This is a genomic window from Streptomyces sp. NPDC001868 (assembly GCF_040297125.1).
Taxonomy (GTDB): domain Bacteria; phylum Actinomycetota; class Actinomycetes; order Streptomycetales; family Streptomycetaceae; genus Streptomyces.
Genome location: NZ_JBEOYO010000010.1, coordinates 212,284 through 229,103 on the forward strand (window position 1 = coordinate 212,284; position 16,820 = coordinate 229,103).

Annotated in this window: 12 protein-coding genes and 2 pseudogenes; 5 read left to right on the forward strand and 9 right to left on the reverse strand. The window is 69.8% G+C overall.

The genetic code is table 11. From position 1 onward, the window contains the following. Positions 1-90 precede the first annotated feature (90 nt). Positions 91-762, reverse strand: a complete 672-nt coding sequence (locus ABT147_RS15460; RefSeq protein ID WP_351405970.1) for a hypothetical protein — start codon at positions 760-762, stop codon at positions 91-93. Between the two features lie 211 nt (positions 763-973). Here ABT147_RS15460 and ABT147_RS15465 point away from each other — a divergent pair, with 211 nt between their 5' ends. Beyond that, positions 974-1,387, forward strand: coding sequence for a cupin domain-containing protein (locus tag ABT147_RS15465; RefSeq protein WP_351405972.1), 414 nt, complete (start codon positions 974-976; stop codon positions 1,385-1,387). Positions 1,388-1,452: 65 nt separating this feature from the next. Here the strand turns inward: ABT147_RS15465 and ABT147_RS15470 are convergent, their stop codons facing one another. The 3 genes from ABT147_RS15470 to ABT147_RS15480 all read right to left on the reverse strand — a co-directional run bounded on the left by ABT147_RS15470 (position 1,453) and on the right by ABT147_RS15480 (position 5,386). Continuing rightward, entirely contained in the window at positions 1,453-2,799 is a 1,347-nt protein-coding gene (locus tag ABT147_RS15470) for a glycoside hydrolase family 43 protein (RefSeq protein ID WP_351406027.1), read from the reverse strand. A gap of 59 nt (positions 2,800-2,858) precedes the next feature. After that, positions 2,859-4,871 carry an RICIN domain-containing protein gene (locus tag ABT147_RS15475; RefSeq protein ID WP_351405974.1) on the reverse strand — a complete coding sequence of 671 codons (2,013 nt, stop codon included), beginning with the start codon at positions 4,869-4,871 and terminating at the stop codon, positions 2,859-2,861. A 176-nt stretch (positions 4,872-5,047) separates the two neighbouring features. Beyond that, complete coding sequence (locus ABT147_RS15480; protein WP_351405976.1) at positions 5,048-5,386, reverse strand: winged helix-turn-helix transcriptional regulator; 339 nt, start codon at positions 5,384-5,386, stop codon at positions 5,048-5,050. Between the two features lie 97 nt (positions 5,387-5,483). On the opposite strand from ABT147_RS15480, the gene ABT147_RS15485 reads away from it, so the two are divergent. Continuing rightward, entirely contained in the window at positions 5,484-6,404 is a 921-nt protein-coding gene (locus tag ABT147_RS15485) for an NAD(P)-dependent oxidoreductase (protein ID WP_351405978.1), read from the forward strand. Between the two features lie 10 nt (positions 6,405-6,414). On the opposite strand, the gene ABT147_RS15490 is transcribed toward ABT147_RS15485, so the two are convergent. From ABT147_RS15490 to ABT147_RS47325, 3 genes and pseudogenes are all read right to left on the reverse strand, one after another. After that, entirely contained in the window at positions 6,415-7,551 is a 1,137-nt protein-coding gene (locus ABT147_RS15490; protein ID WP_351405980.1) for a hypothetical protein, read from the reverse strand. Between the two features lie 26 nt (positions 7,552-7,577). Then, positions 7,578-8,201 (reverse strand): Rossmann-fold NAD(P)-binding domain-containing protein, encoded by a 624-nt coding sequence (locus ABT147_RS15495; protein ID WP_351405982.1) that lies wholly within the window; start codon positions 8,199-8,201, stop codon positions 7,578-7,580. Between the two features lie 229 nt (positions 8,202-8,430). Continuing rightward, positions 8,431-8,571: pseudogene (locus ABT147_RS47325) on the reverse strand (IS701 family transposase); the annotation flags it as partial. A gap of 413 nt (positions 8,572-8,984) precedes the next feature. On the opposite strand from ABT147_RS47325, the gene ABT147_RS15500 reads away from it, so the two are divergent. Beyond that, positions 8,985-9,884, forward strand: coding sequence for a GNAT family N-acetyltransferase (locus ABT147_RS15500; RefSeq protein WP_351405984.1), 900 nt, complete (start codon positions 8,985-8,987; stop codon positions 9,882-9,884). Between the two features lie 247 nt (positions 9,885-10,131). Here ABT147_RS15500 and ABT147_RS15505 read toward each other — a convergent pair whose 3' ends face one another. After that, positions 10,132-10,779: a hypothetical protein gene (locus ABT147_RS15505; RefSeq protein ID WP_351405986.1), complete on the reverse strand. Its 648-nt coding sequence runs from the start codon at positions 10,777-10,779 to the stop codon at positions 10,132-10,134. 520 nt (positions 10,780-11,299) lie between these two features. Between ABT147_RS15505 and ABT147_RS15510 the strand changes: the two are divergent. Continuing rightward, positions 11,300-11,446 (forward strand): annotated as a pseudogene (locus ABT147_RS15510) (HD domain-containing protein); the annotation flags it as partial. A gap of 131 nt (positions 11,447-11,577) precedes the next feature. Here ABT147_RS15510 and ABT147_RS15515 read toward each other — a convergent pair. After that, positions 11,578-15,549, reverse strand: coding sequence for a glycoside hydrolase family 2 TIM barrel-domain containing protein (locus ABT147_RS15515; RefSeq protein ID WP_351405988.1), 3,972 nt, complete (start codon positions 15,547-15,549; stop codon positions 11,578-11,580). 305 nt (positions 15,550-15,854) lie between these two features. On the opposite strand from ABT147_RS15515, the gene ABT147_RS15520 reads away from it, so the two are divergent. Then, positions 15,855-16,769, forward strand: a complete 915-nt coding sequence (locus ABT147_RS15520; protein ID WP_351405990.1) for a hypothetical protein — start codon at positions 15,855-15,857, stop codon at positions 16,767-16,769. The last annotated feature ends 51 nt before the right edge of the window (positions 16,770-16,820 follow it).

The following is a 16,820-nucleotide window of genomic DNA, read 5'->3' on the forward strand; positions in this document are numbered from 1 at the left end:
ACCAACGCATTGAGTGCTACCGGGAGTTCGTGTTCCGGTGAGCGGCTCGTGATCAACTATAGCTGATCTGCGCGGGTGTTGCATCCAGCCTCAGTCCAAGTGGGCCTGGGGGGTGTACTCGACGCGGAGGTACTTGGCGGTTCGTTCGCCGTAGGCCTTGCGGAGGATGGGCTCGGCGGTGCTCGGGTCGTCGACGCCGATGTGGATGTGGCCCGTGCCGTCGAGGCCGACCTCGCGCATGTTGAAGGTGCCGTCCCAGCGGGTCATGTCCTCGCTGACGCGGTCGGCGAGGGCGGTGAGGTCCTTCTCGTTGATGTCGCGGTCGTGGAGGCGTACGGTCACGCCCTTCTCGGCGGAGTCGCAGACCGCCTTGTCGAAGGGGGCGGAGGGGATGCGGTAGATGTCGACCGAGGACGCCTCCTCGTCGAGGACCAGGCCCGTGAAGACGTCGGAGTGGCGGCCGGTCGACAGTCCGTCCACGTACACGACGGTCCGCTCCAGTGGGGTGTCATCGGGGTAGCCCTGTCCGGCCAGGCTGCCCTTCGGCTGGGTGCCGTGGCAGGTGGTCGGCGAGGTCGGCGAGGTCGACGAGGTGGGGACGTCTCCTTTGCCCCCGTCGTCTCCTGTGCCCCCGACCCCGACCCCGCCTGCGCCTACTGTCTGGGCGCCTGCCGTCGAGCCCTGGAGGCCGCCCAGTGCCAGTACGGCGGCCACCACGGCGGCCGATGCCGTACCTGCCCTGCTTCGCGTACGAGTGCTCATCTGCGCCTCCGGTCGTTCCGTCCGGTCCGTCGCGCGGTCGTGGGCGAGAGCGGACCGCGATCGGTACTGAGACGTGGGAGAGCGCCGAAGCGTTCGCCGGCCGCGTGAGCGGGGCGGCTCACGGACGTCGCGGCTGTCACAAACGAGGTCCTCGTCCTGTCGTCCTTGCGGACAGTCTCTGTTGGAGAAGCAGGAGAAGCAGGAGAACGACATGAGCGCTCAGCACGCACACCTGCCCCCGGGCATCGAGGTGATCACGACCATGCCGGAGGCGGCGGCCCTGATCCCGGACGGCTCCGAGGCCAGGAGCGTACGGGTCACCCTGCCGCCCGGTGACCCCGGTGCGCCGCCGCATCGGCACCCCGGGCCGCTGTTCGGCTATGTGACCGAGGGCGAGGTTCTCTTCGAGCTGGAGGGGCAGCTGCCGCGGGTGCTCAAGGCCGGGGACGCCGTGTTCGAGCCCGGGGGCGACGTGATCCATTACCAGGGCGCCAACAACCTCGCGGACGCGCAGTCGCAGCTGGTGGTGACCATGTTCGCGCCGCCCGGGACCCCGCTGCTGACCGTGGTCGGCGCGGAGGAGCTGGCCGAGCGGCGACACCTGCGGGCCGTTCAGCCGTCGTAACACGTACGTCGGCCGGGGCCCCGTAGGAACGGGGCCCCGGCCGACGCGTGCGACCGACTACTGCCTCAGTACCCGACCCGGAACGTGGCGTCCGCCCGTTCCGTCGCCGTCGAGATCGGGTCGATCCGCAGCGCGTAGCCGCTGTGGCGGATGTAGCGGGACGAGTTGTTGTACGAGCGGAAGGAGGACCAGGTGGAGTCCGCGAGGCCCGCCGTGCGTACGAAGGTGGCGTCGGCGGCGAAGGTCGACGTGCCGTCGTTCTCGTCCAGGCGGAGGTTGTAGCTGTAGTGGCGGAGGTAGCGGGACGGGTAGTTCACCGACTGGAAGGACACCGCGGAGGAGTCCGCCAGGCCCGGGACCAGCTTCCACTGGGAGTCGGGGAACGGGTCGAAGGGGTACTCGTCTATCCGGCCCGCGAAACCGCTGTGGCGGACGTAGCGGGACGGGTAGTTGTACGACTTGAGGCGGTTCCACGTCGGCGCGCCCCACTTGGTCAGCAGGTTGCCGTACTCGGTGGACGTGATCGGGTGGATGCCGCAGTGCTTGGAGTTGAGCGGCTGGGTGTAGAGCTTCTGGTCGAGGGCCGTCCAGGTGCCGGAGGCGAGGTCGCTGGACTGCCAGACGTAGAAGACACCGTTGGGGGTGTAGGTGTCTCCCCAGAGGTACCAGTTGGAGGAGGACAGGGACTTCACCACCGTCGGGGCCTCCGTGCCGCCGTGGGAGGCCGCCGTGCTGAACGGGGTGAAGCTGCCGGGGTTCAGGGTCGTCGAGCGGGCGCCCACCAGGGTCTGGTTGACCTTGTAGTAGAGGTAGTTGACGCCGTTCACGCCGACCGTGAGGTTGCCGTCGATGATGTCGTAGCCGGGGTCGAAGAAGACCTGGGGGTTCGACGTCGTCACGAAGTCGGTGGTGTAGCTGACCATGATGACGTTGTGGCCGCTGCTGTTCACCGAGGAGTAGAGGATGCCGTACTGGCCGCGTGCGGCGTCCCAGTAGGCCTCCGGCGCCCAGCTGTGGGTGGTGGTCATGTCGTGCAGCTTCAGCAGGCGGTAGCCGGTGAAGGTGCGCAGGTCGGTGGAGTCCCAGACGTGGATGTAGACGCTGTTGCGGGTCCAGTCCGTGCCCGAGAGATCCGTCGCCAGGACCACGAACGAGCCGTTCTGCTTGCGCATGACGAAGGGGTCGCGCAGGCCGCCGGCGCCGAGGGTCGGGGTGACCACGGGGGCGTTCTGGTTCAGCGGGGTCCAGTTGAGGCCGTCCTGGCTGACCGCCAGGTGGAGACCGTAGTTGGCCTCCAGCATGGTGTTCGACTCGGTGAAGTAGACCATCGCGTACGCCGAGTCGGCGGCGTGGGCGGTGCCGGCGCCGAGGGTCAGCGCGCCGGTCGCGGCAAGGGGGACGGTGGCCGCCATGCCGAGGAAGGTACGGCGGGAGGGCCCGCCCGCGTCCGGAGTGGTTCCGTCGACAGGGGTCACGTCTGGCTCCACTTCTGGTTGTTCTGGCCGTTGCAGGCCCACAGGACGAGCTTCGTGCCGTTGGCGGTGGCGGCGTTGTAGGCGTCCAGGCAGAGACCGGAGTTGACGTTGACGATCGTGCCGTCGGTGTTCACGTTCCACTGCTGGTTGGTGCCGCCGTGGCAGTCCCAGATGACGACACGGGTGCCGTTGGAGGTGCCGCGGTCCCAGGCGTCCAGGCACTTGTTGCCGTACACGACGAGTTCCTTGCGGGAGGTGTACGTCCAGGCCTGGTTCTGGCCGCCGGAGCAGTCCCACAGCTGGGCGTCGGTGCCGTTGGTGATGGTGTTGTCGTTGATGTCCGCGCAGCGGCCGGAGCCCGTGCCGGTGATCAGCGTGCCGTTGGTGCCCGGCAGCGGTCGTACGACGATGCCTTCGAGGGTCGGGGAGCCGGAGAACGCGATCGTGTTGGTGTTGCCCTTCGACAGGGCCATGGCGACGGAGATGTTGCCGGGGGACGAGCCGGTCGGCGGGAAGGAGACCTTCGTCGGGGTCTGGCCGTTGACGGTGAGCGTTCCGACGCGGGCCGTCGAGGTGTTGTTGGTGTAGGAGACGTCGACCGTCTTCAGGCCCGTGCTGCCGGCGACGACGCCGGAGAAGCTCGACGTGCCGTTGTAGGTGCTCGCCGACTGCTCGGTGCCGCCCTTGACCGTGAGCATGAGCGAGGTGCCCGCCGGGACGCTGGTGGTGTAACTGGTGCCGGCCGTCGCGACGTTCGTACGCGCCCACAGGTCACGGACGGTCGCGGAGGCGTTCGTCAGACCGAGGTCGGACCAGCGGACGGTCATGTTCTGCGCGGTGTTGGTGCGGTTGAGCAGGACGACCGCGCGGTTGCCGGTGCCGGAGAGGACCTTGCCGTAGACCTGGAGGCCGGTGGTGTCCTCGGCGACCTTGACGCCCTGGAGGCCGCGGGGGTCCTGGTCGACGGCGATGACCTCGGTGTTCTTGAGGATGTTCGCCGTGTCGGTGGTCATGGTGGAGAGGTCGTTGCCGGCGAGCAGCGGGGCGCCGGAGATCGCCCACAGGTTCATGTGGGTGCGGTCCTGGGCGGCGGTGAGGCCCATGCCGACCATCAGCATGTCGGGGTCGTTGTAGTAGCCGGTGTGCTGGGCCACGGGGTGCACGTTCCGGTCGAAGGCCGTCAGCACGTTGCCGTACGTGAAGTTCTGGCCGTGGTAGAAGATGTCCGTGTTCGTCCGCCACATCGGGCCCATGCCCGGGGCCCAGTTCCACGGGTTGGAGTAGCCCCAGTTGCACAGCGACAGGGCGAGCGGGCGGCCGGTGGTGGCGGATGCCTGGGCCACGGCGTCGCTGACCGCCTGGTAGGTCGTCCTGGGGTCGAGGCCCTCGGCGTCGCCGCCGCACCAGTCGACCTTCACGAAGTCGAAGCCCCAGCGGGAGAACTGGGTCATGTCCTGGACGTAGTGGCCCTCGCTGCCACTGCCGGGCGCGGCCGGGCGGCCGGTGGGGAAGTAGTAGCCGCAGCCGTCCTTGCCGGCGTCGGTGTAGATGCCCGCCTTCAGGCCCTTGCTGTGGATGTAGTCGGCGATGGCCTTCATGCCGCCGGGCCACTCGGCCTCGTCGATCGTGATGTTGCCCGCGCTGTCGCGGGTGCCCTGCCACCAGCCCTCGTCGATGTTGATGTACTCGTAGCCGGCTTCGGGCAGCCCGGCCGCGACGAACGCGTCGACCTGCTTCTTGATGACGTTGTAGTCGACCTTCGCGGCGAAGGCGTTCCAGGAGGCCCAGCCCATCGGGGCTTCGGGGACGGGGATCTGACGGTCGGTCACCGCCACCGGGGCGGCGTCGATGCGCGCCTCCGGAGCGGTCGTCGGCGCCGTCGTGGCCGTCGTCGGCTGGGCGAAGAGCAGAGCGGCGGTCGCGGCGGTCGCCAGGGTGACGGCGCGGATCGCGGCGGATCTCAAACGTCCTTTGAGACCAAGGGAGTTGGCACGCGGAGGGGGGGTCATGCGGCTCCTTCGATGGATACCCGAAGGTCGATATCTCGAACGGGGATCGGGTCACCGAACGTATCGGCTGGCCGAAAGTAGAGCCGGGAGAGAGGGAAGTCAACGGCTGTGACAGAGGCGGTTTTTGAACCGGTCACAAAGTGGTGAGGCGGAGCCCGGAAGGTACGGCGGTGCGGCTATTCCGTCGCCCGCTCGCGCCCCCAAGCGGCCAGTGGCTGAAGTGCGTCGTTGAGGCGCGTCCCGTCCTCGGTGAGCGAGTACTCGACGCGGGGCGGCACCTCGTCGTAGGAGACACGGCGTACGACGCCGTCCGCCTCCATCTCGCGCAGATGAGAGGCCAGCACCTTCTCGCTGACCCCGGGCAGCAGCCGGCGCAGCTCACCGAAGCGGCGGCTGGGCCGCTCGTGGAGCGCCCAGAGGATCAGCACCTTCCACTTGCCGCCGATCACCTCCATCGCGGTGTCGATCCCGCAGACGTGGCCGTCCGGTGCGCCCGGCCGGTTCAGTGTCGTCATGCCCGCACCCCCCTGGCGTGCTCGCTCACCTCAGAGTAACCACCCACTCCGAAGTACGTACTTGATCACTTCCGGGCCGGAGACCAGCCTGATCGGCATGACACGGAACCCTGTTGAGAAGAGCGCCACCCCTGTTGAGAAGGCCACCCTTGCCAAGAAGACCCCCGTCACCTTGCTGGGCCTCGGTGCGATGGGCACCGCGCTGGCCCGCGCGTGGCTCGCCGCCGGCCATCCGCTCACCGTCTGGAACCGCACCCCGGCCCGGGCCGCGGCGCTCGCCGCCGAGGGTGCGACGGTCGCGGACAGTGCCGCCGAGGCGGTGGCGGCGAACACCCTGGTCGTCGTCTGCCTGCTGGACGCCGCCTCCGTCGACGAGGCGCTCGCCGGCGCCGACCTGGCCGGCCGGGACCTGGTCGACCTGACCACCGGCACCCCGGCCCAGGCCCGCGCCCGAGCCGAGTGGGCCCGTGAGCGGGGCGCCCGCCACCTGGACGGCGGCATCATGGCCGTCCCGTCGATGATCGGCGTCCCGGAGGCCGGCGGCTACGTCTTCTACAGCGGCTCGCGCGAACTGTTCGAGCGGCACCGGGAGACCCTCGGCGTCCCGGTCGGCACCACCTACGTCGGCGAGGACCCGGGCTTCGCGGCCCTGCACGACGTGGCCCTGCTCAGCGCCATGTACGGGATGTTCGCCGGGGCCGCGCACGCCTTCGCCCTGATCCGCAAGGAGGACATCGACCCCGCGTCCCTCGCCCCGCTCCTCGCCGACTGGCTCGTCGCGATGGCCCCGTCGGTCCACCTCACCGCCGACCAGCTGCGGAACGGCGACGACACCGAGGGAGCCGACTCCTCCCTCGCCATGCAGGTCGCCGGCATCCCCACCTTCCTGACCACCGCCGAACAACAGGGCGTCAGCCCCGAACTGCTCAGCCCCTACTTCACGTTGATGCGCCGCAGCTTGGCGGAGAGCGGCGGCGGGGAAGGCGGGACGGGGATGATCGACCTGCTGGTGCGCTGACCGGGAGAGGTCACAGCTCGTCGGCGACCTTGGTCAGGAAAGCGGCGTTGGCCGCGCTGTCGTGGCCGAGAACGACCTGCCGGTGCGGGAGGACGGCGAGACGTTCGGCGACGGCGGCCCGCGCCACGTCGCCTCCTGCGGGGTCGAGGCCTCGGGCCAGGCCGAAGGCATCCGGGTAGCGGTCTTCGGTGGAGCCGCTCATGAAGTCCGGCTCACCGAGTGTGCGGTCACCGTCGGTCAGAGCCGGGGCGGCGGCGGGGTCGATGCGGGGGAACAGCAGGGCGGCGACGCGGCCGCCGGTCGCCAGTTCCATGCCGAACCAGTCGGGGAACTGATCGGGGAAGACCTGCACCTTCCGTTCCCTCCGGCCGTCCGGCTCCCAAAGGGGTTCGCGTCGTCCGGCCAGGAGGGCGGCGGTCACTTCGGGGTGTTGGGTGGGGTGGAGGCGCTCTCCGGCACGCAGCCGTTCCCGTACGACGTCGTACAGCCCGAGCGCGTCCAGCAGCCCGAGCCCGACGGCGGCCGCCGCAGGCCACGGCAGGACGCGCACGTCGGCGCCGACGGACTTGACGAACACCCGGTCATTGGCGAGGAGTCGGTGACCGTGGGCGGCCAATAGCAGAGCCGCGGTGGTCTTCCCCGCCCCCTTGGAACCGAAGGAGAGCAGGACCTGCCCGTCGTGGGCGACGGCGGACGCGTGCAACAGCGTCCACCCGTCGCGCAGCAGCGCGGCCCGGATCATCTCCCGCGCGAGTCGGGCGGCTGCCAGCGCGACGGGTTCGGGGGCCTCGCCGTGGACGACCAGGCGCCCCGCGCATGGTTCGGAGCGGTATGCCAGGTGCTCAGCGGGCGAGACGGCGGTGATCGTGCCCGTGTCGTCGCGGGCGAGGAGCAACCGGGCTCTGGCGTAGGTGGCCTCGTCATGAGGAACTGTGGTTACTCGCCGCGCCAGATCGTCGTACGCCTGCGCGTCGACGTTCGCGGTGACCAGAGGCCCGGCACAGATGTCTTCGACGCGCACCGGCGCCGCGTTCCACCAAGGGCCGAAGTACCGGAGGGCCCAGGAGGTGACGAAGGCGGATGTGGTGCTCAGAACGGTCACACTCGCGTCCCCGGCACGGAGCCGGGTTGCCGTGGGGGTGCTCACGTTGTCTCCCAGATGAGGTGGTGGGCTCAGGACGGCCGTAACGCCTGATAGGCGCGACATAGCTTGGTGGTGGTCGCGGCCAGTTGCTCCGCCTCGTCCGCGTCGAGATCAGGCATGCACGCCAGGGGTTCGCCGCCGGTGAATCGCCACGGAATGCCCAGCCAGTCTGCCCGTCCGTCGTCGGTCGGCCCGCTGAGTTCCTCGATGCCGTCGGCCAACCCGAGCGTCTTGCGCAGGGCGGACAACACGGCACCGGCGGGCCCGGAGCGGGTCCGGCCGATGCCGTCGGCGATCCGTGCCCGCCCGGAGCGTAGTTCGGTACGTACCTCCGCAAGGGGTACGGCGATATGTCGGCCGTTGACGGTGGTCGACGAGGAACACACCACGGCACCGTCGCCGTGCTCGCCGATCACGTGGCCCCGCACGGCAGCGGCGGGGACGTTCAGCAGCCTGGCCAGGGTGAGCCGATAGCGGGCCGAGTCGAGGTTCGAACCGATGCCGTAGACCCGTCGGCAGCCGGAGGCCTCGGCGAACTCCCTGGTCATGAGGTCGGCGGCCAGCGCGGATGCCTGATCGAGGGCGCGGGAGGCGATCATCAGGCGCCGGGTCATGCCGGAGGCCACCAGCGTGGTGGCCAGGAGCTGGCCCACGGCTCCTGCGCCCGAGCCTGCGCCGCAGGGCCACGGGGCACGTCAGCGGCGGGGCGTCGGGCGTCGAGGCGGTGCCGTCCGCGCGTACGCGCTACACGTGGCCCACGATGTGGGCCGTGCCGGGCGATACCAGACGGGCTGTCGGCAGTCCGGAGCGCCCGGAGGCGGGGGCTGGCCGTCGAGGGCTCGGCAGAGGGCGGCGCCGGGGTGGGAGTCCGGCCGTCGCCCTCAGGTCCGACAACAACCCGAGCACGAACGCCCGTGCCCGGCGCCGTGGTTCCACCCGCGCGAACCGCCCCGCAATACGGCCCATCAGGACCTCGAACGCTTCCTGCCAGTGGGCAGAATCCAAGCTGTGGCCTGCGGCCACCGACTGATCTTCTGTCTTCACACACCGATGATCACCGGTGGCCCCATTGTCACTGGCCCGCACCGGGGCTCGATGGTTCGACGCCCGGCTACCTGCGACCACGTCCTGCCACCGAACCTGGACGGCCGAGCTGTGTCGTTCGCGGACCGGGGAATCCGGTGCATGGCATGGCGCCCGAACCCAACCGCCACGGGGAACGCTTGACCACATCGATCGCGGGTCAGGGCGTAGGAAATCCGTGGACCCGCCCGCGGTAGATCACTTAGTGTGTGGCTCCACGCCCTGAGATGGATGGAAGGAGGCGAGTGCCGTGCGGTTCACACCTTTCCAGCGCTCCCTCTTTCCGCTGTCCCGGCGTGGTTCGTGAGTTCTGACCGGGAGCGCTCCAAGCAGCCTGTATCCCGGAGGAATCCATGACCGATCCGGTCATCCGCGCGCTCTCCGCGAGCGACGCTCAGCTCTTCGACGCACTCCCCGACCCGCTGGGCGCCCGTGAAGGCCATCGCCGTACCCAGTTCCGTCCCGACTGGAAGCGCGTCGCCCTGCGCGACGGCGAGGTCGTCGCACGCGGAGCGTGGTGGGGCGGCCCCGACGACTCGGAACCCGTCAACATCAACTGGTTCGACGTGGCCGAGGGCGAGGAGGAGGCCGGGGCCGAACTCCTGCGCTCCGCTCCCTGGCAGGTCGAACTCGAGATCAACCTGCCCGGCGGCTGGCGGGAAAAGACCGACCTGCGCGCCGCCGCCGAGGCGCGCTTCGCCGCCGCACGAGCCGCAGGGTACGAACTCCTGGTGGAACGCTTCCTGTACCGCTGGACCCCGGAGCGAGGTCTGCCCGAGCGGCCCGGACGCCTGCGCTTCAGCGCCGAACCCGACGACACCGTGTTCTTCGACGCGTTGCGCCGCATCCACTCCGTCACCCTGGACGCCCACGCGCTCAGGGCCGTCGAAGAGGGCGGCCTCGACCAGGCCGCCCAGGAGGAACTCGACTTCTTCCACTGGTGCCCCTCCCCACGGGAGTGGTGGCAGATCGCGCACACGCCGGAGGGCGACCTGGCCGGCATCCACATCCCCGCCCACAACCCCTCCGGCCCGACCATCGGCTTCATCGGAGTCGTCCCGGAACAGCGCGGTCGCGGCTACGCCTACGACCTCCTCGCGGAGTGCACCCACCTCCTCGTCGAGCAGGGCGCGGAGTTCGTCAGCGGAGCGACGGACCAGGGCAACTTCCCCATGGCCGCGAACTTTGCCAAGGCTGGCTTCCCCGTCGTCAGTGAACGCATCAACTTCCACCCGGCGGGCCAAGCGGCCTAGCGAGGAGTAGCACGCGCTGAGGGGTCCGGTCAGAGGGCAGGTCCGGACCCCGAAGCTCGTCGGAGCTCCCGCGCCATGAGCGCCTGCGACGAGCGGTGCACCCAGTTCGTCCGTCGTGGACCATCCGTGGACTCGTCCCGCCTGATGTGCCATGCGCAGGACCATGACCTGCCGCGTTGCCCAGTTCCCAAGCGGCCTCCGGAGCCCGTGTGCGAGACGATGGTCGTTCCGTGGGCAAGCCGTGCGCTTACTCGAAAGGTGGAGCAACTGCCACCAGCATGCCGCTGATCGATCCCGCATCGGCGACGGCTTTCGTGGGGTCGACGCTGTTTTCCTCTGCGACCGTCGTCGCCCAGCAATCCCCCCAGGTCGCCGCCCAGTCGCCGGCCAGGTCGCTGTCAGGGGCGAGATCCTCGGGCTTGCCCGTGATGCCGTAGGCGTCGAGGAGTCGTCGCTCGACTCCGAACGGCTCACCCAGGGCGAGCTCCGGGTACTCACTGATCCAACGTCTGAGGATCCGTCCGCGTTCGGCGATCAGCCACGCCTCCCCGTCGTTCTGCTCGCTGTGGAAGAAGAGCTGGGCTTTGCCGAAGTGCGCGCTCAATTTTCGGCAGAGGTCAGTGACGTGCACTGTCTGCTGCGGATAGGACAGGCCGAAGTACGGTCCGACGACCAGGGTCCACCCCTGCATGGGCGGGGTAACGACGACTGTGGAGAACGGCTCCTCCTCGTCGTGTGCCACCTCGTCGATGAGTTCCACGCCATCGGCCCAGGTGGTCTCCCGCGCGTCCATCAAGCCAAGGGTCTTCACCAACTCCGCTTGATCCACGGTCGCGACCGCGAGCCATGAGAGCCAGCAGGCGCGTATGAGTGGTGTGGAATCAGACGTCCCCATGACCCGCATCGTAGGGGCGTACGAGCGGGATTCGCGCAGCAGACCAGATGTCGGCGAGGCACCGGCCGGACGTGCCAGACGCGTGCCAGATCTCGCGGAGAACCACGGGGACAGCGGGGACAGCGGGGACCAAGTCTGCAACCGCTCGGACGTGGTTCAAGTTCCGTCGCAGGTCAGAGCAGTAATCGCTTGCAGAGCACCTGAGCTTCCCAAGCTGAGTGCGTAGTGCCAGCCTTGGCTAGGTGCTGGGGCGACGTTGAAGGCCTGGCTCTTCCAACGACGCCACGCTCAGTGGTGTTCTGGCTTCATTTCGTTGGAGCGCTTCATCGTGCTGGCCTCTGGCGACGTGCAGTAAGGGCCACCTCTGCATCCTCGTCACAGAGGAGACCTGTCCGTCCAAGGCCGCTCAACAGTGGCCAATGACGACCAACGACGACCACCAGGCGCACGAGTCCACCGCCCCTGACCAGCAAAGACCCAGCTCACCAAGATCCCCGGCAAGACCCAGGGCAAGAAGTACTCCACCGAAGTGCGGGAACTCGTCGCCGAGTACGAGGCGAAGGATTCCGCCGAGGCGATCTGTGCCCGGGACGCCGACAAGCTGGAATGCATGATCCAGGGCATCGAGTACAAGGCCCAGGGTTACGAGAACGCCCAGCGCTTGGTGAGAAGCGGAGTTGATGTCGGCCCGGTAGCCGGGGAGGCACGGAAAGCGCTCGGTCGGGAGTACCCGGCCGAGCGCTTGTCGTAGTCGTACGCCGTCACGTCGACCCTGTCACGGCGACTCGGTCATGCCGGCTACTCCGTGGCCGTCGGCCTCCGCGACGCCGCCGTAGCCCTGTCCACGTCCGTCAGCGGGCGCAGCCGGTACGTGTACGCGTAGTCGCGGTTGGCGAAGAGCTTGTACTCGTCGTGGGTGTGGGCGCCCCAGCTGTTGTCGCCGCCGACGCCCATCTGGCGGTGGTTGACGCGGAGGACGACGGTGTCGCGGGGGGTGAGGTGGTAGTCGTGGCGGAGGCCGGTGGAGAGGTCCTCGGGGGTGAAGAAGGAGGCGTTGACCTCGATCAGGGAGTCGCCCGAGATCAGGAGGCCCTCGCCGTCGCGGTCGGTCAGGGCGGCCCAGCGGATGTCGGTCTTGTTGCCGTTCTCCTGGGGGCGGATGTAGCCGGACCACTGGTCGGCGACCGTGCTGGAGTAGAGGCCCACGTCGGTGCCGTTGTTGCGGTCCCAGTGGTTCTCCTCGGGGCCCCGGCCGTAGTAGTGCAGGCGGTCGAGGCGGCGGGGGAGGTGGAGGAGGGTGCCGACCTCCGGGATGTACGGGAGGGAGGACGCGCCCGGGTGCAGGGTGTTGTCGACCTTGATCTCGCCGTTGCCGAACACCGTGTAGGTGGTGGTGTACGACGATTCCACCGTCGTCGGGAGGGTGCCGGTCACCTTGATCTCCACCGCCCGGCCTTCGCCCAGGGGGCGGACGCTCACGGCCGTCACCTTGCGGTTGGTGCCCGCGTCCCGCCAGGTCTGGTTGCGGGTGTGCTGGCCGTTGCCGTGGTCGTTGTCGGTGGGGGCGCGCCAGAAGTTGGGGACGGGGCCGGAGGTGAGCAGGCGGGTGCCGGCCGCCCTGTAGGACGTGATGGTCCCGGCGGCCTTGTCGACGGTGACCGAGAAGCCGCCCCGGTAGCCCTTGCCGGTGACCGTGACCGCCTTGTCGCCGTCCTCGTACGTCAGCTTGAGGACGGAGTCGAGCGGTACGGGGGTCACCGCCGGGCTGCCCGCGTCGATGGGGAGCTGTTGCCGGGCCACCTCGAAGCCTGCCTTGGCCCAGGGGGTGCGCTCCTTCGTGGTGAAGGAGAGTTCGAGGAAGTACTCGGTGCCGGGGGCGGGGGAGGCGGGGAGGCGGAAGGGGACGGTGATGTCCTTGGTGGAGAGGGGGGCCACGTCCAGCTGGGCGCGGGTGAGGCGGCCGTGCTGGAGCTCCTTGCCGTCGGCGACCAGGGTCCAACTGCCGTTCAGTTCGCGGAGGTTGGTGAAGAGGTACTCGTTGGTGAGGGTGACCGCCCGAGGGTCCTTGCCCGCAGACCCCGACTCCGTCGCCGTCGCGTGGACCGCCTGGTAGATGCGTTTGACCTCGGCCGCCTTGCCGGTGTGGCCCCGGTCGGCCTTGACGATGCCGTCCGCGACGAAGGCGCCGTCGTTGGGGTTGTCGCCCCAGTCACCGCCGTACGCGAAAAACGAACGTTCCTTCGCGAAGCCCTCGCGCTTCCGCTCCTCCACCTTCACCGTCGCCGCGTCGAACCAGAACCGCACGCCCTCGTCGCCCGGCCCACGCCCACCGGAGGACAGTTCGGCCGCGCTCAGCGCCCGCGCGTACACGCCCGCCCGCCGGATCGTCCCGCTGAACTCCCGCGTCGGGTTGTCCGTGTCCGTGCCGAGCGCGAGCGGTGCCGTGTTGACGCTGGGCCGCCGGGTCGTGGTGCGGGTGGCCTTCGCCTCGCCGTCGACGTACAGGGTGAGGGAGCCGGCCTCGGCGTCGAAGACACCGGCGACATGGTGCTCGCGGCCGGTCCAGCCCTCGGTCGGGAGCCCCCAGCTGACGCTGACCCACTGGCCGCCGCCGTAGATGAAGAACTCGACGCTCTGGTTGGACTGCTTCAGCGCGTAGTGCGTGTCGCCCTTGGCCACGATCGGCTGGTGGCCGCCGGTGACGTGCGGGGTGACCCATGCCTCCAGGGTCAGGGAGCCGGTGAGGTCGAGGGCCGGGTCGCGGGTGAAGCCGGTGGCGCCGGACAGGCCCTTGGTGCGGCTGAACGTGCCCGCCGCGGTGAGGAGTTGGCCCCGCAGCCCGCTCGGGCCGGCGTCGGTGAACACCTTCAGCGCCGGGACCGGCCAGGTCAGCGACTGGTCGACGAAGTCCCAGATCCAGCCGCCCTGGAGGACGGGATAGCGCCGGATGAGATCCCAGTACTTCTTGAAGTTGCCCGTCGAGTTACCCATCGAGTGCGAGTACTCGATCATCACGTACGGCCGGGTGTCCGAGGTGTCCTTCGCCCGCTGTTCGACCCGCTGCGGGCTGTCGTACATCTCCGAGCGGATCTGGCTGATCGTCGGCCGGTCGTCGCCCTCGTACTGGATGACACGGGTCGGGTCGTACGACTCGATCCAGTCGCGCATCGCGACGAACGTCGACCCGCCGCCCGCCTCGTTGCCGAGGGACCACAGGACGACGGAGGCGTGGTTCTTGTCGCGGTGGACCATGGCCTGCGCGCGGGCCACACACGCGGTCGTCCACTCGGCGTGGTTTCCGGGGTAGCGGTCGCGGATGCCGTGGGTTTCGAGGTTCGTCTCGTCGACGAGGTAGAGGCCGTACTCGTCCGCCAGCTCGTACCAGAGCGGGTTGTTCGGGTAGTGCGAGGTGCGAACGGTGTTGATGTTGAGGCGCTTGATGATCCGCAGGTCCCCGACCAGGTCGGCGCGGGTGAGCGCCATGCCCCGGTCGGGGTGCATCTCGTGCCGGTTGGTGCCCCGGAAGGAGACCGGCTGTCCGTTGATCCGCATCAGCCCGTCCCGCAGCGCGAACTCGCGCAGGCCCACCCGGTGGGACAGGGTCTCGACGACCTTGCCGCGCGGGTCGCGCAGCCGGAGCACGGCCGTGTAGAGGTTCGGGTGCTCGGCGGACCACAGCTCGGGGGAGGGGACGGACCTGCTCGCCTGTACGGTCACGTCCTTGCCGACCCCGGAGGCGGCGACCGCGACGGACTGGACGAGCGGGCGTGACCAGACGGCGTGGCCCCGGGCGTCGTAGAGCTGGGTCTCGACGGAGTACGCCCCCTCGTGCCCGGCCGCGTACGCGCGCACGCTCGCGGTGACGGACAGCTCGGCGGCCGTGTAGCCGTCGCTGAGCGGGGTGTCGAGCTTGAAGTCGCGCAGGTGCACAGCGGGCGTCGAGTAGAGGTAGACCGAGCGGAAGATACCGCTCAGCCGGATCATGTCCTGGTCCTCCAGCCAGTCGCCGTCCGAGTAGCGGTACACCTCGACGGCGATCTGGTTCCGGCCCGGCTTGAGGTGCTCGGTGATGTCGTACTCGGCCGGGTCGTACGAGTCCTCGTGGTAGCCGACGAGTGCGCCGTTGATCCACACGTAGTGGGCCGACTTGACGCCCTCGAAGTGCAGGAAGGTACGGCGGTCGCCGGCCGTCCAGTCCTTGGGGAGGTGGAAGGTGCGCCGGTACTGGCCGACGGGGTTGTAGCGGGTCGGCGCGGTCGGCGGCTGCGCCTCCTCGCCGAGGCCGTTGGGACCCCACCACGGGTAGGTGATGTTGATGTAGATGGGGAAGTCGTAGCCGTGCAGCTGCCAGTTGGAGGGGACCGGGATGGTGTCCCAGTCGCTGTCGTCGACGTCCGTCTTGTAGAAGTCCTCGTTCCGGTCGCCCGGGCGGTCGACGTAGGCGAACTTCCACGTGCCGTCGAGGCTCAGCCGGTACGGGGAGCGGGTGCGGTCGGCGGTGAGTGCCTGTCTGACGTCCGCGTACGGCATGAGGGTGGTGTGGGGCGGTTCGGCGCCGACCTGGAAGAGCGCCATGTTGCCGGACCACTCGGGCGTGCCGTCGGCCTTCGTCCCGGTGAGGGGGGCCGCGTACGCGTCGCCGGCGGGCAGGGCCAGGGCGCCGAGGAGCGCGGCGCCGCCCTCCAGCAGTCGACGGCGGCTTACGGGGTACGGGTGCGGGTGCGACTGCGATTGTGGCTGCGGATGCGTGTACGGCTGCGGGTGGTGCATGGCCGGGGCCTTCCTCGCGACGACGGGGGTGCACGTACGGAGAGACGTGTGAGACGTGTGGGACGAGGAGCGTCGGTTGCTGTCCGATGTTGTTGAAAAACCGGGCCCACCCTAGGACTTCGAACAGAAGCGGATCAATGACTCTGTCGGACTTTGTGCGGTCGTGAGGGGAGGGATGGGGGAGATGGGGGACGGGTGGGTGACGGGTGGGGGAACGGGGAGGCTGACGGCCACGTGGGTGCGTGACGGGGGCGCCCGTCCTGGTGTCGCCCGGTCGCCACCCGTCGGGCGCTTACGGTGCCCCCATGGTGGCGGGTGTGGCGTGGGCGTTGTGCGCGGCGGTGTGCATGGGTACGGCGACCGTGTTGCAGGCGCTGGGCGCGCGGCGGGCGGCGGCCCGGGAGAGCGCCGGGGACGCGCGCGGCCGGGGCCGGACCGTGGTGGAGGTGCTGCGCGGCTGGCCCTTCCTCGCCGGGGCGGGCCTGGACACGGTCGGGTTCGCGGCGCAGGTGGTGGCGTTGCGGCTGGTGCCGTTGTTCCTGGTGGAGGCGGCGGTGGCCGCGTCGCTGGCGGTCACGGCGGTGGTCGGTACGGCCGTGCTGGGGCTACGGCTGCGGCGGGCCGAGTGGGGTGCCGTGGCCGTCGTGTGCCTGGGGCTGGCGACGCTCGCGGTGTCCGCCGGGCACGCGGGCGACGGACACGGTGACCTCGGGCTGCGGGTGGCGGTGCTGGTCGCGTCGGTGCTGGTGGTGGCGGGCGGCTGGGTCGTGGGCGGCCGGCTGCGGCGGGGGCGGGCGGTCGTGCTGGGCGCGGCGGCGGGGCTGAGCTTCGGCCTCACCGCGATCGCCGTACGTCTGCTGCCGGACGCGACCGTGCTCGGCGTGCCGGCCCAGCCGTCCGCGTACGCCGTCGTCGTCTCCGGCCTCGGCGGCTATCTCCTCCTCGTCCAGGCCCTCCAGTCCGGCTCGGTGACGGCGGCCACGGCGGCGATGGTGATCTGCGAGACCGTCTGGCCGGGCGTGTTCGGCGTGGCGTGGCTCGGCGACGGGACGCGGGACGGGTACGAGTGGCTGGCCGTGGCGGGGTTCGTGTGCTGTGTGGGGGGTGGGGTGGCGTTGGCGCGGTTCGGGGAGGCGGGGGAGGGGGGTGGGGAGGTCGGAGGGGAGACCCGGCGGGGTGGCGGGGAGGCCGGGGGTCGTGCCCCGGGCGGGGCGGACTGAACGGCAACCTTCGCACCGGTCGGCGGCGACCACAGGGGGAAGTGAAGAAAC